This is a genomic window from Gudongella sp. QWL-04 (genome assembly GCF_058683975.1).
This window is the reverse complement of sequence record NZ_CM178754.1, coordinates 795,268-814,739: the sequence shown is the minus strand read 5'-3', so window position 1 is coordinate 814,739 and position 19,472 is coordinate 795,268. Positions and strand designations below refer to the sequence as shown.

23 protein-coding genes are annotated in these 19,472 nt (G+C 44.3%); all 23 read right to left on the bottom strand.

Going from position 1 to position 19,472, the window contains the following annotated elements; genetic code table 11:
- Positions 1-2 precede the first annotated feature (2 nt).
- The 23 genes from aroH to xseA all read right to left on the bottom strand — a co-directional run bounded on the left by aroH (position 3) and on the right by xseA (position 19,468).
- Complete coding sequence (aroH, locus tag AC4PHB_RS04130) at positions 3-365, bottom strand: chorismate mutase (RefSeq protein WP_492137377.1); 363 nt, start codon at positions 363-365, stop codon at positions 3-5.
- A 51-nt stretch (positions 366-416) separates the two neighbouring features.
- Positions 417-1,637 (bottom strand): BaiN/RdsA family NAD(P)/FAD-dependent oxidoreductase, encoded by a 1,221-nt coding sequence (locus tag AC4PHB_RS04125; RefSeq protein ID WP_492137376.1) that lies wholly within the window; start codon positions 1,635-1,637, stop codon positions 417-419.
- 135 nt (positions 1,638-1,772) lie between these two features.
- Positions 1,773-2,639, bottom strand: coding sequence for a MurR/RpiR family transcriptional regulator (locus tag AC4PHB_RS04120; RefSeq protein WP_492137375.1), 867 nt, complete (start codon positions 2,637-2,639; stop codon positions 1,773-1,775).
- A 15-nt stretch (positions 2,640-2,654) separates the two neighbouring features.
- Positions 2,655-3,182 (bottom strand): 2-oxoacid:acceptor oxidoreductase family protein, encoded by a 528-nt coding sequence (locus tag AC4PHB_RS04115; RefSeq protein ID WP_492137374.1) that lies wholly within the window; start codon positions 3,180-3,182, stop codon positions 2,655-2,657.
- Position 3,183: 1 nt separating this feature from the next.
- Positions 3,184-4,005: a 2-oxoacid:ferredoxin oxidoreductase subunit beta gene (locus tag AC4PHB_RS04110; RefSeq protein WP_492137373.1), complete on the bottom strand. Its 822-nt coding sequence runs from the start codon at positions 4,003-4,005 to the stop codon at positions 3,184-3,186.
- A complete protein-coding gene (locus AC4PHB_RS04105) occupies positions 3,998-5,134 on the bottom strand; it encodes a 2-oxoacid:acceptor oxidoreductase subunit alpha (RefSeq protein ID WP_492137372.1) in 1,137 nt (378 codons plus the stop codon). Before AC4PHB_RS04105 ends, AC4PHB_RS04110 begins: the two co-directional genes overlap by 8 nt.
- 2 nt (positions 5,135-5,136) lie before the next feature.
- Positions 5,137-5,337 carry a 4Fe-4S binding protein gene (locus AC4PHB_RS04100; RefSeq protein ID WP_128425928.1) on the bottom strand — a complete coding sequence of 67 codons (201 nt, stop codon included), beginning with the start codon at positions 5,335-5,337 and terminating at the stop codon, positions 5,137-5,139.
- Positions 5,338-5,543: 206 nt separating this feature from the next.
- A complete protein-coding gene (locus AC4PHB_RS04095) occupies positions 5,544-6,941 on the bottom strand; it encodes an oxaloacetate decarboxylase subunit alpha (protein WP_492137371.1) in 1,398 nt (465 codons plus the stop codon).
- Entirely contained in the window at positions 6,941-7,519 is a 579-nt protein-coding gene (gene mnmM / locus AC4PHB_RS04090; protein WP_492137370.1) for a tRNA 5-(aminomethyl)-2-thiouridylate-methyltransferase MnmM, read from the bottom strand. The genes AC4PHB_RS04095 and mnmM overlap by 1 nt, the downstream gene beginning before the upstream one ends.
- On the bottom strand, positions 7,509-7,910 hold the full coding sequence (locus AC4PHB_RS04085) for a hypothetical protein (protein ID WP_492137369.1): 402 nt from the start codon (positions 7,908-7,910) through the stop codon (positions 7,509-7,511). The genes mnmM and AC4PHB_RS04085 overlap by 11 nt, the downstream gene beginning before the upstream one ends.
- A 12-nt stretch (positions 7,911-7,922) precedes the next feature.
- Positions 7,923-8,630, bottom strand: coding sequence for a pseudouridine synthase (locus AC4PHB_RS04080; RefSeq protein WP_492137740.1), 708 nt, complete (start codon positions 8,628-8,630; stop codon positions 7,923-7,925).
- Positions 8,631-8,657: 27 nt separating this feature from the next.
- Positions 8,658-9,194 (bottom strand): SMC-Scp complex subunit ScpB, encoded by a 537-nt coding sequence (gene scpB / locus AC4PHB_RS04075; protein ID WP_492137368.1) that lies wholly within the window; start codon positions 9,192-9,194, stop codon positions 8,658-8,660.
- Between the two features lie 7 nt (positions 9,195-9,201).
- Positions 9,202-9,930, bottom strand: a complete 729-nt coding sequence (locus AC4PHB_RS04070; protein WP_492137367.1) for a segregation and condensation protein A — start codon at positions 9,928-9,930, stop codon at positions 9,202-9,204.
- A 10-nt stretch (positions 9,931-9,940) separates the two neighbouring features.
- Positions 9,941-10,528: a site-2 protease family protein gene (locus AC4PHB_RS04065; RefSeq protein ID WP_492137366.1), complete on the bottom strand. Its 588-nt coding sequence runs from the start codon at positions 10,526-10,528 to the stop codon at positions 9,941-9,943.
- A gap of 22 nt (positions 10,529-10,550) precedes the next feature.
- Positions 10,551-11,852 (bottom strand): pyrimidine-nucleoside phosphorylase, encoded by a 1,302-nt coding sequence (locus tag AC4PHB_RS04060; protein ID WP_492137365.1) that lies wholly within the window; start codon positions 11,850-11,852, stop codon positions 10,551-10,553.
- A gap of 36 nt (positions 11,853-11,888) precedes the next feature.
- Positions 11,889-12,707 carry a tyrosine-type recombinase/integrase gene (locus AC4PHB_RS04055; RefSeq protein WP_492137364.1) on the bottom strand — a complete coding sequence of 273 codons (819 nt, stop codon included), beginning with the start codon at positions 12,705-12,707 and terminating at the stop codon, positions 11,889-11,891.
- A gap of 16 nt (positions 12,708-12,723) precedes the next feature.
- Positions 12,724-13,269 (bottom strand): NUDIX hydrolase, encoded by a 546-nt coding sequence (locus AC4PHB_RS04050; protein ID WP_492137363.1) that lies wholly within the window; start codon positions 13,267-13,269, stop codon positions 12,724-12,726.
- A 51-nt stretch (positions 13,270-13,320) separates the two neighbouring features.
- Positions 13,321-15,000, bottom strand: coding sequence for a DNA repair protein RecN (gene recN, locus AC4PHB_RS04045; RefSeq protein WP_492137362.1), 1,680 nt, complete (start codon positions 14,998-15,000; stop codon positions 13,321-13,323).
- A 12-nt stretch (positions 15,001-15,012) separates the two neighbouring features.
- Positions 15,013-15,810, bottom strand: a complete 798-nt coding sequence (locus AC4PHB_RS04040; RefSeq protein ID WP_492137361.1) for a TlyA family RNA methyltransferase — start codon at positions 15,808-15,810, stop codon at positions 15,013-15,015.
- Between the two features lies 1 nt (position 15,811).
- Positions 15,812-16,435: a hypothetical protein gene (locus AC4PHB_RS04035; RefSeq protein ID WP_492137360.1), complete on the bottom strand. Its 624-nt coding sequence runs from the start codon at positions 16,433-16,435 to the stop codon at positions 15,812-15,814.
- A gap of 733 nt (positions 16,436-17,168) precedes the next feature.
- Positions 17,169-18,023, bottom strand: a complete 855-nt coding sequence (locus AC4PHB_RS04030) for a polyprenyl synthetase family protein (RefSeq protein ID WP_492137359.1) — start codon at positions 18,021-18,023, stop codon at positions 17,169-17,171.
- The gene (gene xseB, locus AC4PHB_RS04025) at positions 18,010-18,264 is read right to left on the bottom strand and encodes an exodeoxyribonuclease VII small subunit (protein ID WP_492137358.1); all 255 of its coding nucleotides are present in this window, start codon (positions 18,262-18,264) and stop codon (positions 18,010-18,012) included. The genes AC4PHB_RS04030 and xseB overlap by 14 nt, the downstream gene beginning before the upstream one ends.
- Positions 18,254-19,468, bottom strand: a complete 1,215-nt coding sequence (xseA, locus tag AC4PHB_RS04020; protein ID WP_492137357.1) for an exodeoxyribonuclease VII large subunit — start codon at positions 19,466-19,468, stop codon at positions 18,254-18,256. The genes xseB and xseA overlap by 11 nt, the downstream gene beginning before the upstream one ends.
- Between the last annotated feature and the right edge of the window lie 4 nt (positions 19,469-19,472).

Here is a 19,472-nt window from a genome sequence, read left to right as displayed (position 1 = left end):
TATCAAGTAGCTAAGTCAGGCCTGAGGCCTCTGGCATCTTTGAGATAGACATGACGGACGCTGACTTGTCCTTCATCGGAATCATATAAAATCATAATCCGAATGCATTTTTCAAGGCTGCCTTCCACAGCCATCTCAGCAAAACACATAAGTCCACAATTTACATATCCCATATCCCTGGCGGCTTTCGCAGGGTATGCCTTGTCCAAATCTCCGGTGGCAGAAAAAAACATGCTGACGACCCTGTCTCTTTGCAGATGGTTTTCTTCCTCAATCTTCCCCAATAGCTCCAAAGTTCCATCCAGGATAGCCTCCCGGGTGTTCTCCTCAACAGTAATAGCCCCTCGTATAGATACTACACTCATACAAACTCTCCTTTATAATTATATAATATCGTGCGTAGGTAAACAAGCTATTTATACATTAATTCCAGCCAAATAGCCGGTAGAATATGCGATTTGAAGATTATATCCGCCAGTTAGAGCATCGATGTCCATTATCTCACCGGCAAAGTACAACCCGGGAACTATCCTGGACTCCATGGTCGATGGGTTGATCTCCTGGACCTTGATGCCTCCCGACGTAACGATCGCTTCATCCAGCGGTCTGAATCCTTTGAACTGTAAGGGAAATGACTTCATGGCTGTAAGAAGTCTGCTTCGTTCTTCCCGAGTTATTTGATGAACAGTCTTTTCGGGATATATACCTGAAACCTCTATTACCAAAGGTATAAGTTTTTGAGGCAAAAGATCATTCAGGGCATTTTTTAACTGTTTATTAGTATATTCCTGAAAATCCCTCAATAGTCTGTTATCCAGTGTCTCATCATCAAGTGCAGGCTTCAGATCAAGAGTAAGCACAGGCTTATTTTTAAGTCTGTTGATATGATTGCTCATTGTAAGAACAATAGGCCCGGATATTCCGAAATGTGTAAATATCATTTCTCCAAACTCTTCATGAATAAGCTTATTACCATTGAAGGCTCTTAAAGTAACGTTCTTGAGTGATAATCCCATCAAATCCTTAAGCCACGGTTCCTCAAGCTCAATCGGGACCAGGGATGGCTTTAATGCAGTTACAGTATGCCCAAAAGCCCTTGCCAGCTTGTACCCGTCACCCTCGGATCCTGTAGCTGGATAACTGGCTCCTCCAGTTGCGATTACCAGCTTGTCAAACTGCATTTTTTCGCCGGTAGTCAATACTACCATGAAGGCATTATCCTCCATGTAGACATGACTGACCTTGGAATTCAGAAGTATATCCGCTCCCATATGCTCCAGATATCTTTGAAATGCCTTTATAACGTCACTGGATTTATCGCTCTCAGGAAAGACTCTATTCCCTCTTTCTACCTTCGTTTGCAATCCGTAGCTCTCCAGTAGCCTTATAATGGCCTCGTTATCGAATGTATAAAGACTGCTGTATAAGAATTCCTTGTTGCTAATTATGTTATCAAAAAACTCATCGATTGGAGCAGCATTTGTGATATTGCATCTCCCCTTGCCTGTTATGAAAAGCTTTTTGCCAAGCTGTTTGTTTTTCTCTATCAGGGTAACGTCATGTCCCCTCCCGGCTGCCGCTCCTGCTGCCATGATACCTGCAGGGCCTCCTCCGATAACGCCAACTCTTGTAGTCATATACCTTCCTCCTTATTAGGAATAGTATAACAAAAAATGAGCAGTAATGCTTATCATTTATGATATTATTAGATATGACTATAATCATAATATTTAAGCCTGCACTCTATAAATATGCAGGCTCTGGTAATTTTACTATTGATTGTTCTCGTCGTATATACTATATTTCTTCCAGACGTTCTCAAGCTCCTCGAAATATGGTGTGATATCCTCATCCTTTATGCTGGAAACTGCAATGATAAATGCATTGATCAAGCTCATCGGTGCCACAAGTGAATCCACAAACGACAGCATGTCACTCCTTGCTATCAGTGTAAGGTGCGCCTTGGATGCCGCCGGAGAAATAAGGCTGTCTGTAAAGCTTATGACCTTGCAGCCCTTCGTCATTGCATACTCCATAGCCTCAAGGGTTCTTTTTGAGTACCTTGGGTAGGTAATGCAGATTATGACATCATCCTTTCCCACCTTGGCCAGTTGCTCAAAGATGTCGTTAGCCCCCGGTTCTACCAGCCTTACGTTGTCAAAAATAAAGTTTAAGTAAAAGGCAAGGTATCCGGAGAGAAAGGATGAACTCCTTAACCCCATTATATATATCTTTCTGCTTGAAGCTACAAACTCCACAGCCTTGTGGAAATTTCCAAAGTCAATATCAGACAATGTCTTTTTAAGATTATCGATGTCCTTTTCAATTACTCTGGAGATTGAGTTTTCATTCTTTGTGAATTCATCGGACAGGCTAAGTCTTTGGACTGTGGTCAGCTTATTCCTGATAACCTCCTGAAGCTCCTTTTGAAGCTCCTTGTATCCATCATATCCAATAGCGTTGGCAAACCTTACTACCGTCGATTCACTAACTCCAAGGATTGCGCCAAGGGAAGCCGCTGTCATAAAGGCAGCCTTGTCATAATGGTTTATCATATACTCTGCAATGATTTTTTGTCCCTTGCTGAGTCTGGCATAGCTGTCCTGTATGATTTTAATAACGTTCTGACTGCTGATCATAGTCTAACAGCCCCTCTATGATACTAGATTATAGCCCTCAAAAAGGGCTTTTTTATTCAATTCCTCAGTTCCTTTAGGCACTCTTGAAAGAACTGCCTTCTCAAGTGCTTCCTCAGACACAAGACCTGTGATTTTATTTATAGCTCCAAGAGCAACTATATTTGCAACCATAGGCTTGCCCAGCTTTTCCTCAGCGGTTGAAAGTATTGGGATCCTGAATATTTTAATATCCTCTCTTCCAGGCATTTCAACAGTTGAATCGATGACGAGTATTCCACCGGGTTCAAGATTCTTTAGATATTTGTCACATGACAGTTGTGTCAGAGAAAGCATGAAGTTACATTCCTCAACCTTCGGGAAGGTTATCTCTGAATCGCTTATGATTACCTCTGCCTTACTGGCTCCGCCTCTGGCCTCAGGTCCGTAGGACTGTGACTGCAGCGCATTCTTGCCGTCAAGTATAGCTGCCTCTGCAAGAATGATTCCCCCTGTGATCAAACCCTGTCCTCCAGAGCCTGACAATCTCATTTCCCAACGCTTCATCCTAATCCACCTTCCTTACTCTATCTATAAGTCTATCATACTGCTCTGTATACTCAGGTCTTTCTATATGGTGCAGCTTTCCGACTACGAACTTTCCTTCCTTTTTCTCCTCAGGAAGCTTGTCCCATGCTGCCTTCATTATCGCATGGTCCTTAAGGTATTCAACCATATCTACTGCTGTACCCTTCTTATTCTTTCTGCCATAGTAGGTTGGGCAGGTAGACATTGCTTCCACAAAAGAAAAACCTTTGTTTTGTATGGCTTCTTGAATATTCTTCTCTAAAGCATTGGCTGCATATATGGTTCCCCTTGCTACGTAGGAAGCTCCGGCAGCCTGTGCCAGGTTGCAAAGATCGAAATTTGGATCGACGCTTCCATAGGGAGCCGTAGTTCCCTTGTCACCGGTTGGTGTTGTTGGAGAGAACTGCCCGCCAGTCATGCCGTAGGTATTGTTATTGAATACGATCGTAGTTATATCTATGTTTCTTCTACAGGCATGGATCAAATGGTTGCCTCCGATTGCAGATGAATCCCCGTCGCCTGTTATTACAATGACTGTTAGCTTAGGGTTTGCAAGTTTGACCCCGGTTGCAAAAGCCAGAGCCCTTCCATGAGTTGTGTGAAGGGTGTTGAAGTCAAGATATCCGGGAGCTCTGGAGGAGCAGCCTATTCCCGATACTATGCATACATCGTCTTTTTTCAATCCCAGAGCATCTATTGCCTTTACAATCGCCCTTGTTACGATTCCATTTCCACAGCCTGGACACCAAATATGGGCTAGATTTTGAGTTCTAAAATATTCTTTAACCAGTTCACTAGGCATTTTGGTCCTCCTTTATAAACGCGACGATCTCCTCAGGAGTGATTATATCGCCGTTGAATTTCCCATATTTCTCTATTCTGCATTTCTTACCTGCTATCCTGTCCACTTCGAGGAAGTATTGCCCTGCATTAAGCTCTACTACATACATACATGAAAGCTTCTCTGCAAGCTCAGAGAGCCGTTTCTCTGGTGACGGCCAGATAGTTACAGGTCTGAACAGTCCAACCTTGATCCCCTGCTCTCTCAGCGTGTCAATAGCCGCCATTGAGGATCTGGCAATTGCTCCAAAGGATACTATGCCGATCTCTGCATCCTCCATCATGTACTCGTCATAAGTAACTATATCATCTATGTTGTCCTCTATCTTGTCCATAAGACGATTAAGGAGTTTTTCTGCAACCTGCTCATTTCCTGAAGGGAATCCGGTTTCATCGTGGACAAGTCCTGTAACGTGGAATCTGTAACCTGTTCCAAATGGAGCCATTTCGGGGACTATTGCACCTTCAGGCACCTTATATGCTTTGTATTCATCTGGACCTACAGAAGGTTTCTTACGATCGTAGATCTCTACTGGATCGTTTTCAGGGATCTCGATTTTCTCTCTCATATGTCCAATAATTTCGTCAAGAAGAAGTATTACCGGTGTTCTATATTTCTCTGCCAGGTTGAACGCTCTTATGGTAGTATAATATATTTCTTTTACTGAGGATGGGTAAAGGGCAATTATTGAATGATCACCGTGAGTTCCCCATCTAGCCTGCATTATGTCTCCCTGTGCCGGGGATGTTGGGAGTCCTGTACTTGGCCCGCTTCTTTGAACGTTTACAATAACAAGGGGCGTCTCCGTAATGATCCCATATCCAATATTCTCCTGTTTCAGGCTGAATCCCGGTCCTGAGGTTGCCGTCATTGATTTAAGTCCTGCAAGAGATCCTCCCAACGCTGCAGCGATCCCTCCAATTTCATCCTCCATCTGTATAAACTTGCCGCCGACCTTTGGAAGCGCCTCTGCAGAAAGCTCCGCTATTTCAGTAGAGGGAGTTATCGGATAACCGGCGTAAAACTTCATTCCTGCCTTCAATGCTCCGGCAACGCATGCTTCATTTCCCTGCATCAATTTGATCGCCATAGCTATTTACCTCCCAAATAAATCGCATAATCAGGACATCTCAGTTCACACTGGCCGCACTGTATGCAAGCATCAATATTCTTTATCTCAACCTTACCATTTTCTATCGCAAGAACGCTTTTCGGGCAGAATGCGACGCAAATGCCGCAGCCCTTGCACCATTCCTTATCAACGGTTACGATCTTATCCTTCTTGTCTGACATGGTTTTCCCTCCCACAGATTACTCATTCCTTTCTAATCTTATGATATCAAACAGACAAAGTTTTTGCAAGATTTCTTTCATGTTCGTACATAATAAAAAATATTTGCAAGTATACTTGCAAACGATAGAAAATAACAACATTTGAGAGGTTTTCTTGACAAAAAAAAGACAAGGCTATAAAAAAACCTTGTCAAATTTATAATATTTTAAACTGGATGAGTCTTTTCTTCCTGGTTTAAAAGGTCAGTCTCGATCCTGTATTTCTCTGCAAGTCTTTGCTTGAAGAACGGTATGGCAACCTGAGGGAACAGCGCATAGCTCAGCACGTCCTCATCCTGCTCAAGGTATTCCTTTATCTCATTTCTGTAATTTTCAAGCTGCGGTTCCAAAAGATCAGCAGGCCTTCCCTCGAAAACCTCTTCGTCCCCGATTATCTTCTTCCTTATTTCCTCTGAGATAGGTGCTGCAGGCTTTCCGTACAGTCCTTTAACGTAGTTCTTTGATTCTGTGGGGACCATCTTATATCTTTCTCCAAGGATAACATTGAATACTGCAGTTGTCCCGACCATCTGACTCATCGGCGTCACAAGTGGCGGATACCCAAAATCCTCCCTGACTCTAGGTATTTCCTTTAATACCTCATCATACATATGCTCCTTGCCCTGCGCCTTAAGCTGAGACACAAGATTGGACAGCATGCCTCCCGGAACCTGATATTTAAGAGTGTTTACGTCTACATTAAGCATCTTAACGTCCAGCAATCCTTGGGCTAGGTATTTGTCCCTAAGCTCCCTGAAGTAATCTGATATCTCGAGAAGCAAATCCAGGTCCATATCCGGAGCATACTCTGTTCCTTGAAGAGATACTATCATTGGCTCAGTTGCAGGCTGGCTTGTTCCGTTCCCAAGCGGCGATATTGCTGTGTCGACTATATCTGCCCCGGCTTCGATCGCCTTCATATAGGTCTGATTGGCAACTCCGCTGGTAAAGTGGGAATGTATTTCAAGTGGCAGATCTACAGCTGCCTTTATGGATTTAGTAAGCTCGTATGCAGGATATGGAAGAAGTATCCCTGACATGTCCTTGATGCATATTGAGTCGACTCCCATATCAGCCAGGTCCTTTGCCAGCTGTACGTAGTACTCGTTGTTGTGTACAGGACTGACAGTATAGGAAATAGCTCCCTGAGCGTGTCCTCCATACTTCTTAGTAGCCTTTATGGATGTCTCAAGATTTCTCAGGTCATTCAGTGCATCGAAGACTCTGACTATGTCAATTCCATTCTCAATGGCTTTTTTGACAAACTCCTCCACCACATCGTCCGGATAATGCTTGTATCCTAAAAGATTCTGACCTCTAAGAAGCATCTGCAGCTTAGTATTCTTGAATGCCTTTCTAAGTTGTCTCAGCCTGTCCCAGGGGTCTTCGTTTAGGAACCTCAGACAGGAGTCAAAAGTGGCCCCTCCCCATACCTCAAGAGAATGGTATCCAACCCTGTCAAGCTTCTCGGCTATTGGGATCATATCCTTAGTACTCATTCTTGTGGCAATCAAGGACTGATGAGCATCCCTGAATGCAGTTTCCATTATTTTTACCTTTGCCATTATGCCACTCCCCTCATTTCAACGCCTATTACAACAGGCGGAGCATTTTTTTGGTTTAAAAATTCAAATCTAAAAGCATTGTATTTTATCTGGTCCAGCTGTGAAACAAACTCCATTACCGCCTTATACTCTTCCTCGCCGCCTTCATGACCTCTATAACAGGTTATAGCCATTAACCCTGCTGGTGTAAGCAAGGTCAGAGCCTGCTGCAAGCTTTCCAGAGTTGTTTCCTTGGTTGTGGAAAGAGATTTGTCCCCTCCGGGAAGATATCCCAGGTTATAAATTATAAAATCTGCTTCCTCACTGACATGCTCCATGATCCTTTCATGACTGTCATTTATAAGGACCACTCTTTCAAGAAGCCCTTTGGCTCCCAATCTGAATCGTGTAGCTTCGATAGCTTCTTCTTGAATGTCGAAGGCATATACCCTGCCTCCCTGCCCCACAGCTGTGGCCAGTATCTCAGTGTCGTTTCCGTTTCCGGCAGTTGCGTCGATACATACATTTCCTGCCTTAACATAGCTCTTGATTATAAGCTCAGTAAACTGGACGGCATTATTGAGCTTTTCACTCCTCATGAGCTTCACCTCCGCAGCAGCTGCAGCCACCGTTGAAAAGCCTTTTAAGGTCAAGTCTGTAGCCTTCGGGACAGTCCTTGAATCCTATCTTTTTCAGAAGATCACTTGTATCCTTACTGTATATATAGTCAATTTGATTAAGCTCTAGCTTATTGAACAGGGATCTAAGTATCGCTTCCTCCATACCTTGGTTGGAGTGATCCTTCAAAACATGGCAGTCTCCCAGAAAAACTCCTTCATCCGATAGATAAGCCTCACATACGCCAAATAACTTGTCATCCTCAAAACCGCCAAAATAGATACTGTCATGTAAAGCCTTTGGCTCCATTCCATTCTCCAAAAGGTATTTATTTAACTGTTCTTTGTCTTTTATATCCTTAAAAACCAGCATAAATATATCTCCTTATAGTGATCTTATGAATGCAAGCTCTTCATCATTGAGGTGTCTCCAGTTTCCAGATTCCAGCCCGCCCAGCTGAAGCTCCCCAAAAGCGACTCTCTTAAGCTTTTTAACAGGGTGATTTACTGCCTCGCACATCTTCTTGACCTGTCTGTTCCTTCCCTCAAATATCTCAATTTCAAGTATCGAATCCTCGCCGAAGTTCTTCAAAACCTTTACCTTGGCCTTAGAAGTGACCCGACCATCTATCTTTATGCCATTTCTAAGTCTCTCCAGCTCTCCCTTATTTGGAAGTCCCTCGACGATTGCTATATATTTCTTAAAAATCTTCTTGCTGGGATGCGTTAGCTTGAATGCCAGCTCACCGTCATTTGTCAACAAAAGCAGTCCGCTGGTGTCCGAGTCCAATCTCCCTACGGGATAGATCCTCTCATCCACTCCTTCTATGAGGTCGGTAACAACTGTTCTTCCCTTCTCATCCTTCAGGCTTGTAACTATCCCTACAGGCTTGTTAAGCATAATATATACCTTTTTCTTTTCAGGCTTTACAGTCTTACCATCGACGGAAATTCTGTCCTTATCTGGATCGATCACCGTACCCATCTCGAGGACGACCCTTCCGTTAACCTGAACCTGACCGTTCTTGATCAGTTCCTCTGAAGCCCTGCGGGAAGCAACGCCGCAAAGAGCCATGTATTTTTGAAGCCTTATTCCTTCCTTGCTCATGCAACTCTCCCCCTATTCTTCTATATACTCAGCACCAGTCAAGCCGTCCACAGGCGGCAGCTGATCCAATGATTCCAGCCCAAAATATTTTAAAAATTCATCTGTTGTTCCGTAAAGAATCGGCTTGCCGGGCTTATCCAGCCTTCCTGTTTCTCTTACAAGCCTTCTCATTGCTAGAGTTTCTATACTCCTGTCGCTTTTTACTCCCCTTATATGGTCTATCTCAGTCTTAGTCACCGGCTGTCTGTAGGCTATAATCGATAAAGTTTCCAGAGCGGCATTTGACAGCGACTTGGTATTCCTCTCAAGTACTATCGATTTGATCCATTGATAGTGTTCAGGCCTTGTTCCAAGCTGATAAGAATCGTTGAATTTAATCAGTCTGATGCCTCTTCTGTTGAAATCAAATTCATCCTTCATCTCCTTAAGCAGCCTTGTGACATCCTTGTGGGGCAGCTCCAGCACTCTGGCAAGCTCCTTGGATTCCAGTGGGTCTCCGAAGGTAAAAAGCAATCCTTCAATTATTGACTTCGCCTCTCTGTCGTCCATTGACGCTTCAACCCCTTTTCTCTATGATCAAGTCTGAATTCCTGATATCCTGCCTTACAAGTACTAGCCTCATCCTCATCATCTCAAGAAGCGATAGAAAATATGCTATGATCCTGGATCTGCTCTTACAAATGGTTGCCAATTCACTGAATTTAAGAGCTTTACGGGAGCTCAATCTCTCCCTTATATCTTCAGCACATTCCTCCATGCTGATTTCCTCTCTTTCCAGGTCGAATATCTGGTCTGATGGATTCTCATACCTGAAGCGCTGAAGTATCGATTCCAGGGTTTGGACCAGATCTCTTAGCTCTACACTGCTGAGCTCGTCAAAGGGATCCCTGTAGTCGCTTACATCCTCCTGAGGCTTATAATAGACTCTGCTGTAGATCGCCTCGCTGCGTTTAAGCTCCTCGGATATCTCCTTGAAAAGCTTATACTCGATAAGCCTTTTTACAAGCTCCTCTCTGGGGTCCACCTCGATCTCCTCCCCGTCAATGATGACTGAGTCCTTTGGAAGAAGCATCTTCGACTTTATCTCTAGGAGTGTTGCGGCCATGAGAATAAAGTCGCTGGCAACGTCCAGGTTCATTTCCTCCCACATCTGGATGTGAGCAATGAACTGTTCCGTTACCACATGAACAGGTATATCATAAATATCTATTTCATTCCTGTCTATCAGGCTTAGCAAGAGATCCAGCGGACCCTCGAAAGCCTCCATACTAACCTGGTATTTCAAGGCACGCCTCCTAAACCAATATCCTGATGATCAATGAATACGCAAAGTTTACCAACGGTCCCAATATTCTCTGGACCATATCCGTAGCGATCAGCCCTAGTAATATTATATAGAAGTATCTTTCATACTTATAAAAATAATACTCAAGCTTTATAGGCAAAAGGCTTGCCAAAACCTTTGACCCGTCAAGCGGCGGAAATGGCAAGAGATTAAACACACCCAGCATTATATTGTACCACATTCCTATGCCGAGGATATCCAGAACTGTTTCATTTGCAATGTTCCCATAGACCAATACGGTGCCGAGGATTATTGCCAGTATGAAGTTGACCGTGACTCCAGCTATTGAGACAAGGATCGTATCCAGCTTCCTGTTTCTGAAATTCATTGGATTTATTGGCACAGCCTTTGCCCATCCGAACCTGAACACAAGCATGAACAAAAATCCCACGGGATCTATGTGCTTGATTGGATTCAAAGTAAGCCTTCCTGCATTCTTAGCAGTAGGATCACCCAGCCAGTATGCTGTAAGGCCGTGTGCCAGCTCATGAAATATTATTGCAGTTAAAAGCCCCGGAAGGCTTATCAAATAGCTCATTAGTTACCTCTTTCCCGACTCATTATTCAATGACCGCAAATATATATGGAGCTTTCTCAGGTTCCGTCGAGGCAATGGTATAGGCTTCAATGGCCTTTTTTTCAGCCTCGTTTGTGTCGCCTGAATCAGTATGAAGGATGCAAAGCACATCACCTTTTTCGACTCTGTCCCCAAGCTTTTTCTTTAGTGATATTCCGGCTCCAAAATCTATTGAGTCCTCCTTGGTCCTTCTGCCCGCACCTAAAAGCATTGCTGTCACACCGATTTCTTCAGCATCTATGGCATTGACAAATCCGGACTCATAAGCCTTGATCTCAATGCTTCTCTTTGCATGGGGTAAAAGTGTAGTATTCTCCACGACATTTGGATCGCCGCCCTGTATCCTTATCAGTTCCTTAAGCTTTTCAACGGCTCTGCCTGAGTCAATAGTAGCCTTTAGAGAGCTGTAAGCCTCATCAAAGCTTTTATAAGCACCACCCAGTACGCACATATTAGCTGCTATAGTCAATGCTACCTGAGTCTCATCCTCAGCTCCCTTGCCTGAGAGGACCTTTATTGCCTCAATAACCTCATTACTGTTTCCAACCTCGTGACCAAGGGGCTGATCCATATTGGTTATTACAGCAATAGTCCTTCTGCCAAGGCTGTTGCCAATATCCACCATAGTCCTTGCCAACGATTTTGCCTCATCAAGGGACTTCATGAATGCTCCGGAGCCTACCTTTACGTCCAGCACAATTGCTTCAGCTCCGGAGGCTATTTTCTTGCTCATTATCGAGCTTGCAATGAGCGGTATGGAATCAACAGTTGAAGTTACATCCCTCAGTGCATAAATCTTTTTATCGGCAGGAGTCAGATTGGCAGTCTGGCCGACTATCGCCATTTTATAGTTATTCACGTTATTTACGAATTCATCAGGCGAAAGCTCTGTCCTGAAGCCCTGGATCGACTCCAGCTTATCTATGGTACCGCCTGTATGACCAAGACCTCTGCCGCTCATTTTTGCGACTGGAATACCCGCCAGGGCAACCAATGGTATTACTATAAGACTTATCTTATCGCCCACTCCGCCTGTGGAATGTTTATCCACCTTTATACCTTCGATCGCCGATAGGTCTACCTGATCTCCGGATTCTACGAAGCTCATAGTTAGGTTTGATGTTTCTGAAGGAGTCATACCCTTAAAATACACAGCCATAAGAAAGGCCGACATCTGATAATCAGGTATCTCACCCTTTGTATAGCCGTGTATGATATAGTAAATCTCATCCCTGGTGAGCTCCAGACCATGCTTTTTCTTTTCTATGATATCTACTGCTCTCATATTTACCTCCTTGCTTTCGTCAAGCTCAATAATTCGTCAATCTTGAGATGCTTCCGCAATCTCAGTCAAGACTCGTATGGAAAATGGGTCCAAATGACCAAGCAGCTGTCCAACTCTCTCAGGCTCCTCTCCATGGCTCAACATATGTACCGCAAACGAGTTTCTGATGCTCTGCGGAGTAGTATCACTCCCATAGCTCTTTATGATTTTCCAAAGACCCTGCCTTGTAAGTCTGCTGCCGTTTCTGTTTGTAAATAGGGGCTGCCCGGGTCCACTGTCGGCTCTGTACATCGTAATGTAAAAACTGATGCTGTCTCTTGGCTCAGATTCCATCGGTACTAACCTGTCTTTTATAGAGATGGCCTTACCCTTAAGGTCAATATCTCCGATCGACAATGATATGATCTCAGATACCCTAAGCCCAGTTCCGCACATAAGCTGAATTATAGCCCTGTCTCGTGCTCCCTTTTCGCTTTCTTCCGATGGCATTTCAACCAGTCTTACCATCTGGTTTTCAGTTAGAATAGACGGATTTCTGCGTTCTTTTCGGGGTGGCTTAAGGTTTCTGGTAGGGTCAGTCTTTATTATCCCCTCATCCCTCAAATACTGGAACATACAACGTATGCTTGAAAGATGTCGGGCTATAGTGGAAGGACTCTTCCCTGATCTTTGGAGATTAAGCATATACCTTATTATGAGTGTGCTGTTTACATCACCCGGCTCGTTCAGCTTAAGATCCATAAGATACTCCTGGAACCCTCTGATGTCGCTAAGGTATGCTTCAGCAGAGCTTCTCACAAGGCTCATTTCATTCGATATATAGTTTAGAAACCCACTGATCCATTTATCAAACATGGCCAACTCCAAACTCCTATTTCGCTCTGTTAATTACTATCTGTGCAGCAGTCTGTATACCTATTATGGTTTTACTGTCCATTATCTCTCCCCTGCTGATCATCCTGTTCAGTTCCTCAAGGGTATAGGACTCAATGTCAATAAATTCGCCGGCCTCAAGCTCCTGTTCTCCCGGAGTTAAGTCCTCTCCAAGGAAGAGGTATATCTTCTCTGTACTGAAGCCCGGAGATGTGAAGAATTCCAGAAGGTATTCAAGCTTGCCAGCAGAATATCCGGTCTCCTCCTTTAGCTCTCTGAGGGCGGTTTCCCTAGGTTCCTCATTGACTTCAAGCTTACCTGCCGGCAGCTCCAGAAGAACTGTCCCTGTTGCCTTCCTGTACTGCTTTACCAGCAGGACCTTGCCATTCTCATCAAATGCAACCACACCAACTCCTCCCGGATGCTCAACTATCTCTCGCTTGGAGTACTTCTTGTCAGGCAACTCAACTGTGTCTATTCTAAGGTTTACTATTTTGCCCTCATATATTCTGTCGCACTTCATGGTTTTTTCTTCGTAAGTCATTTTGACCCTCCCAACCATCGATTATCTTTATATTATACCACATAAAGTCGTTTAATTAACCTTGTTTGAATGCTCAAGCATCTCCCTTGCATGCTTCAGGGTCGTCTCAGTAGTACTGGCTCCGCTTATAAGCCTTGCAAGCTCCTGGATGCGCTCCTCTCTGGACAGCTTCCTAACAAGGGTTATGACCCCTTTGTCCCCTGAATCCTTGGTTATTGCAAAATGGGTATCTGCAAGAGCTGCAATTTGAGGAAGGTGGGATATGGAAATTACCTGATGACTAACTGCGATCCTTTTGATCTTCTCTCCCACTACTTGTGCGGTCCTTCCGCTGATCCCGGTGTCTATCTCATCAAATATAAGTACAGGTATGCCATCCCTGTCAGCGATTATGCCCTTGAAGGCTAGCATTATACGTGACATTTCACCGCCTGACACTATCCTCGACAGTGGCTTCAGTTCCTCGCCTGGGTTCGTGGATATAAGGAACTCAACATTGTCGATTCCATATTTGCCTACCTCCTCCTTCGAGGTGAATGAGGTCTTAAACAAGACGTTGCCCATACTAAGAGAATTGAGCTCTGACTCCATATTACGATCCAGACTCTCTGCTGCCTCTTTTCGCAGAATACTTAGCCTCTCCGCTTTTTTAAGCCTTTCAGCCTGGAGAGCATGGATACTTTGGTCAAGCTTAGAAAGCTCCTTGTCAAGGTTGAGAAGCTTTTCTCTTCTATCCTCTGTTTTATACTTGAACTGCATTATAAGGTCAACTGAATTACCATACTTCTTCTTAAGTGAGTTCACCTTATCCAGTCTCTCCCTCAAGGAGAAAAGCTTTTCCTCGTCAACCTCCTGTGATTCACAATAATGGGATAATTCCCTGCCTATATCTTCAAGCTCATATCTTAAGGAATCCAATTTATTGCTATACTGTAACAAATTTTCATCGAATTTCTTAATATCTCTCAAGGAGGCTATTGCTCTGTCTAAAAGGGCCAGAGCACCCTCCTGTCCGTACTCCCTGCTCCTAATGGCAACCTCTGTCAAAGCAGCTCCAGCGATTATATCCTTCAAATTGAAAAGTCTTTTAAATTCCAGCTCAAGCTTCTCGTCATCCTCTTGAGTGAGATTTGCTTCATCAATTTCCTTGATTTGAAACTCAAGAAGATCAAGCTCTCTTTCCCTTTCCTGAGAGGAAATAGACAACTCCTCGCGCTTCCTTAAAAGCTCTCTGTAGTTTTCATGATCCCTGGCAAGCTCTGCAATAATATTCCTTCCCTCGGTATCGAGGAGCATGTCGAGTATCCGGATATGGTTTGATATATCCAAAAGTGACTGGTGTTCATGCTGGCCGAATACATCCACCAGGCCCTTTGTTATCGAGGAAAGTGTAGATAATGTAACAGGCCTTCCGTTTATTCTCGATACGCTAGGAAATTTTTCGGAAAGCTCTCTTGTAAGTATCAGCCAGTCCTCAGCCTCGAATCCCTGTGATGAAAGCAAGTCCCTGGATTTTTCGTCCAGAGCGAACATAGCCTCTACAACTGCTTTATCACAGCCGCTTCGAATCATTTCACGGCTTCCTCTACCTCCAAGGACAAGCTCCAGAGCCTCGATAATTATAGATTTACCTGAGCCTGTCTCTCCGGTGAGGAGATTGAAGCCCTCCTCAAATTCAATCGTCAGATCTTCAATTATGGCAAAATTACTGATGTGGAGCTCCTTAAGCATAGCTTCCCTCCGTTATCCAAGATTATCGTGGGCCTCATCCAGTACCTTATCTATAATTGCTTCAGATAGTTCTTTCTCAGCCTTTGAAAGGCAAAGTAAAAACTCAATGTTCCCCGTAGTTCCGGTAATTGGTGAAAATGTAAGTCCTTCAGGGTATAAACCGTACTGCTCTCCATAACGGATCACAGCCTGGATTACCTCCTTGTGGACCGCTCTGTCCCTTACTATGCCCTTCTTCCCCACTTTGTCCCTGCCAGCTTCAAACTGGGGCTTTACAAGGGCTACTACCCTACCATCCTCCTTAAGGAACGATGAGGCAACAGGAAGGATATGCTTAAGACTTATAAAGCTTACGTCTATGGATACAAAGTCGAGACTATCCTCAATGGAATTCTTCTCCATATAACGGATATTGGTTCTTTCCATGACTACCACACGAGGGTCATTTCTAAGTCTCCAGTCAAGCTGACCATAGCCCACATCAACAGCATTGACCTTCAAGGCTCCGGATTGGAGCATACAATCAGTAAATCCTCCCGTTGAGGCACCCATATCCATGCACACCGATTTATCAAGGCTTATGCCGAACATGTCCATAGCTTTCTCTAGTTTTAATCCTCCCCTGCTTACATACTGGAGAGGGTTCGTCCTTACATGTATTTCAACAGTCTCATCCAGATATTCTCCCGGCTTGTCGACTCTTTTTTCTCCAACATAAACTGAGCCCTCCATGATGACTCTTTTACCTTTCTCCCTTGACTCAACAAGGCCTTTTTCATGAAGGATAATATCAGCTCTCTTCTTTACCATATCAGTTCTCCTTGTCCTTCATCATCTTCTCACGGACTGCTTTCTTTTTTGGAGGCATAAACTCAAGGCCTGAGAGTCTTTCGAAAAAACCTATTACCCTTGAAACGCTGTAGATTACCTCCTCATAGTGATAAGCGGCAACTGACTTGCCCACTCCCTTTCCCCCAACAGTAAGCGACGCAGTAATTGCCGTTAAAAGTATGGTCAAGAGTGTGCCGTCTACAAATCCTAGCCTGGTTATCAGCTTGTATATAATGCTGGTGGCAACAGCCCCTGAGATAATACCGCTTATGTCTCCAATGACGTCGTTGCAGAAGTTGCTTACCTGACTTGCATTACGAACAAGCTTGATCGCTGTTCTCGCCTCACTGATCTTATTTGAGGCCATTGCGTGAAACGGCCTTTCATCAGCAGTTGTGACGGAAATTCCTATTATGTCAAACAATATCCCAATGAATATAAAAAATAATAGTATCACAAAACCAAGTATAACATCCAGATTCTGGACCAGGCTTTCAGCAAATATCGATAAACTGACTGAAATAATGAAAGTCCAGAGGGTGATGAAAAGCACCCACTTCATATTATATTTCCGGTAAAAGCCTTCCTCGTCCTTCTTTGCCATTTCCTTCCTCCATAACCATAAGCAGTACTTTTGCTTCTGTGACTGCTTAGTATATAAATTTGATCCATTTATATGAAAAAGCTGATAGCGAAGCTATCAGCCTAACCTAGTGGTAGTAACCAGAGTAAATCTTACGGCTTTAGGTCCAGTATGATTTCCCACGAAGGAACTGCCCGTCGCCGGCGCAGCGGTTTCCCCTTAGTCCTCCATCTGTCCTGTTGCCAAAGACAGAACTGGATTGCCACTTAGTCCGCACTGTAATCCTCTTGTTACCTCATAGCTTGAACAGTCTAGGAGTTTTCCTCAACAGCCAGTCTATTCCCTAGCCTCTTTTGCAGATTAGGTTTCGATAACAGAATCTGATCAGAACTGGGCCCCCGTCTGGTCAAATTGAACTTATCATCCGCGCTACTCCACTCAAGGCAGGCTACTCTGCACATTTTATTAGATATTTTGTGTCTTGCAGGTTTATCACGATATAGTACTATTTATCACTATATCATGTCTCCACGAAGGCAGGGTCCACGCCCGCATGCCATTGCAGATCGCCCCATCCTTCTTACTCCTTATGAAAGCCCACGACTGGGCTTCGCAAGCCAAGCATAAAGAACTTCATCGATATGCCCTTTGACGGATTTTTAGCCCCGCCTTCAAGAATAGTTGTGCTGACTAGAATACTGTACCACATATTGCTAAGCTGATTATACCACAGTTTTGCCCATTTTGCAATGGATCAGACCTGCCTGCCCACAAGCTCCAGAGTCAGATCCTTAAAGAAGGACGTGTCTATTCCATCGAGAGATTCAAGTATTGAAACAGCTCTTTCGCTGAGCTCCTGTACCTTCTTCTCCGCTTCCTCCTTGGAATGGAAGGAAAGATAGGTACACTTTTCTATGCTCTCGTCCTTTTCGCCGTCAAGAAGATCGTCCTGTATCTGATAAGCCAATCCAATCCTCAGTCCAAAATTTCTTAGCTTTTCTATGTGCTCTTGGCTTGCGCCGCCAAGTATCGCACCAGATAGGATGCTTGCCTGTATAAGAGCTGCTGTTTTTCCCTTGTATATATATAAAAGGCTTTCCTCGTCCATTGACTCCAGCTCTGATCTAAGGTCTATTGCCTGACCTCCGATCATTCCCTTGCAGCCTGATGCCCTTGCGATCTCCTGCATAGCCTTTATGGATTCCATGTCGCAGCTTTCCTTGGCAGCAGATAGCATAGTCTCAAAGGCCAGATTTAAAAGTCCGTCTCCGGCCAATATAGCCATTGCCTCTCCAAAGACCTTGTGATTTGTAAGCTTTCCTCTTCTGAAGTCGTCATTATCCATTGCAGGCAGGTCGTCATGTATAAGTGAATAAGTATGTATCATCTCTATGGCCATTGCATATGGAAGCGCCTTATGTATGTAATCGTGATACATCTCATAAGCCTTTATCGTCATAAGCGGTCTTATTCTCTTCCCGCCTGTGAAAAGGCTGTACTCCATGGCCTGGGAAATTTCAAGCTCGTAAGGTGTCCTCGGCTTTATGACGTCCCTAAGACTCTCGTCAATTAGCCTCAGGTACTCATTTCTGTCATCAGTAGCTCTCATTGATACCCTCCTGAACGCGACCTGCAAAGTCCTCTTCCTGAAGGTTTCCGTCCTTTTCAAGCACCTGCTTGACCTCTCCCTCAGCCTTAGTCAACAGGTCTCTTAAATGCACGTATATGTCCATAGCCTCCTTGAACCTTTCCACAGATTCCTGAAGCTTCAGTTCCCCACCCTCAAGCTCTATTAGAAGCTCCTGGAGCTTTTCATACCCTTCCTCGTAGTTCATATCCTTAATTTTCATCCTTAGCCTCCTTGAAAACATCCTCAACCCTTGCCTTCAGGCTTCCATCCTTAAGTCTTACGGAAATAATATCCCTGGGAATGATCCCCTCTGTGCTCCTAATTATCCTTCCTTCAATATCGGTCACTATCCCATAGCCCTTTTGAAGTGGAAGTCCGGGATCGGAAAGCTTAAGTCTTGCATCAGATCCTGCAAGCCTTTCCCTGAATCCTGAGAAGCTTCTAAACATTGCGTGTTCAAGCTGTTTGAACACCCCGTCAAGCTCCATCTGCTTATCTGATAATGACCTGTATGGACTTGAGTAGGACAGTCGTTTCAAAATACCTTCAAGCTTATCGTCCTCCCTGGAAATCCTTCTCTCCATTTCTCCCAGGACCGATCTGCCTATTGAGTCTACTTCATCTAAGAGCGTCCTTCTGTCAGGGACTGCCAGCTCAGCTGCAGCAGATGGAGTAGCTGCCCTGACGTCTGCTACAAAATCAGCAATTGTGAAGTCAGTCTCATGGCCCACTGCAGAAATTACAGGTGTATTTAATTCGGCAATGCATCTGGCGAGTGTCTCGTCATTGAAGGCACCAAGCTCCTCAAAGGAGCCTCCTCCCCGACCTACTATTATGACATCTATATCGTCCCTCGAGTCGAGGTACTTAAGTGCTTTTACAATATCTCTGGGAGCTTCATCTCCCTGTACCAGAGCCGGATAGAGCAGCATATTAACAGCAGGGTAACGTCTCTTGAGTATGCTTGTAATATCTCGTATGGCGGCACCGGTCGAGGATGTGACAACCCCAATTTTTTTCGGTATCCTGGGCAAGGACACCTTACGATACTGGTCGAACAGACCTTCCTCAGACAGCTTCTTCTTAAGCTCCTCGAAGGCGCGGTACAGGTCTCCAAGGCCCTGCTTCTCCATCCTTCGGGCATATACCTGGTAACTTCCATCCTTCTCATAGACGGAAACCTGCCCTGATATTATGACTCTCATGCCATCCTTTGGCTTGAAGTCTATAGCCTCGTTATCGTTCTTGAACATTACGCACTTGATCCTGCTTTTATCGTCCTTTAGGCTAAAATACATATGTCCGCTGTAATGGTGGGTGAAGTTTGAGATTTCACCCTCGATCTGCAGATATGTAAGTAATATATCTCCTGCAAACAGCTTTTTTATATAGCCGTTAACCTCACTGACCATCAATGGTCTCATATGA

Coding starts and splice junctions, on each gene's coding strand:
- xseB (WP_492137358.1), bottom strand. CDS start 18,264: ATGAAAATTAAGGATATGAACTACGAGGAAGGGTATGAAAAGCTCCAG.
- AC4PHB_RS04055 (WP_492137364.1), bottom strand. CDS start 12,707: ATGTTTGATAAATGGATCAGTGGGTTTCTAAACTATATATCGAATGAA.
- AC4PHB_RS04030 (WP_492137359.1), bottom strand. CDS start 18,023: ATGAGAGCTACTGATGACAGAAATGAGTACCTGAGGCTAATTGACGAG.
- AC4PHB_RS04060 (WP_492137365.1), bottom strand. CDS start 11,852: ATGAGAGCAGTAGATATCATAGAAAAGAAAAAGCATGGTCTGGAGCTC.
- AC4PHB_RS04040 (WP_492137361.1), bottom strand. CDS start 15,810: ATGGTAAAGAAGAGAGCTGATATTATCCTTCATGAAAAAGGCCTTGTT.
- aroH (WP_492137377.1), bottom strand. CDS start 365: ATGAGTGTAGTATCTATACGAGGGGCTATTACTGTTGAGGAGAACACC.
- xseA (WP_492137357.1), bottom strand. CDS start 19,468: ATGAGACCATTGATGGTCAGTGAGGTTAACGGCTATATAAAAAAGCTG.
- AC4PHB_RS04050 (WP_492137363.1), bottom strand. CDS start 13,269: ATGACTTACGAAGAAAAAACCATGAAGTGCGACAGAATATATGAGGGC.
- AC4PHB_RS04115 (WP_492137374.1), bottom strand. CDS start 3,182: ATGAAGCGTTGGGAAATGAGATTGTCAGGCTCTGGAGGACAGGGTTTG.
- AC4PHB_RS04100 (WP_128425928.1), bottom strand. CDS start 5,337: ATGTCAGACAAGAAGGATAAGATCGTAACCGTTGATAAGGAATGGTGC.
- mnmM (WP_492137370.1), bottom strand. CDS start 7,519: ATGAGGAGTGAAAAGCTCAATAATGCCGTCCAGTTTACTGAGCTTATA.
- AC4PHB_RS04085 (WP_492137369.1), bottom strand. CDS start 7,910: ATGCTGGTTTTTAAGGATATAAAAGACAAAGAACAGTTAAATAAATAC.
- scpB (WP_492137368.1), bottom strand. CDS start 9,194: ATGGACGACAGAGAGGCGAAGTCAATAATTGAAGGATTGCTTTTTACC.
- AC4PHB_RS04095 (WP_492137371.1), bottom strand. CDS start 6,941: ATGGCAAAGGTAAAAATAATGGAAACTGCATTCAGGGATGCTCATCAG.
- AC4PHB_RS04035 (WP_492137360.1), bottom strand. CDS start 16,435: ATGGCAAAGAAGGACGAGGAAGGCTTTTACCGGAAATATAATATGAAG.
- AC4PHB_RS04065 (WP_492137366.1), bottom strand. CDS start 10,528: ATGAGCTATTTGATAAGCCTTCCGGGGCTTTTAACTGCAATAATATTT.
- AC4PHB_RS04110 (WP_492137373.1), bottom strand. CDS start 4,005: ATGCCTAGTGAACTGGTTAAAGAATATTTTAGAACTCAAAATCTAGCC.
- recN (WP_492137362.1), bottom strand. CDS start 15,000: ATGCTTAAGGAGCTCCACATCAGTAATTTTGCCATAATTGAAGATCTG.
- AC4PHB_RS04125 (WP_492137376.1), bottom strand. CDS start 1,637: ATGACTACAAGAGTTGGCGTTATCGGAGGAGGCCCTGCAGGTATCATG.
- AC4PHB_RS04105 (WP_492137372.1), bottom strand. CDS start 5,134: ATGGCGATCAAATTGATGCAGGGAAATGAAGCATGCGTTGCCGGAGCA.
- AC4PHB_RS04120 (WP_492137375.1), bottom strand. CDS start 2,639: ATGATCAGCAGTCAGAACGTTATTAAAATCATACAGGACAGCTATGCC.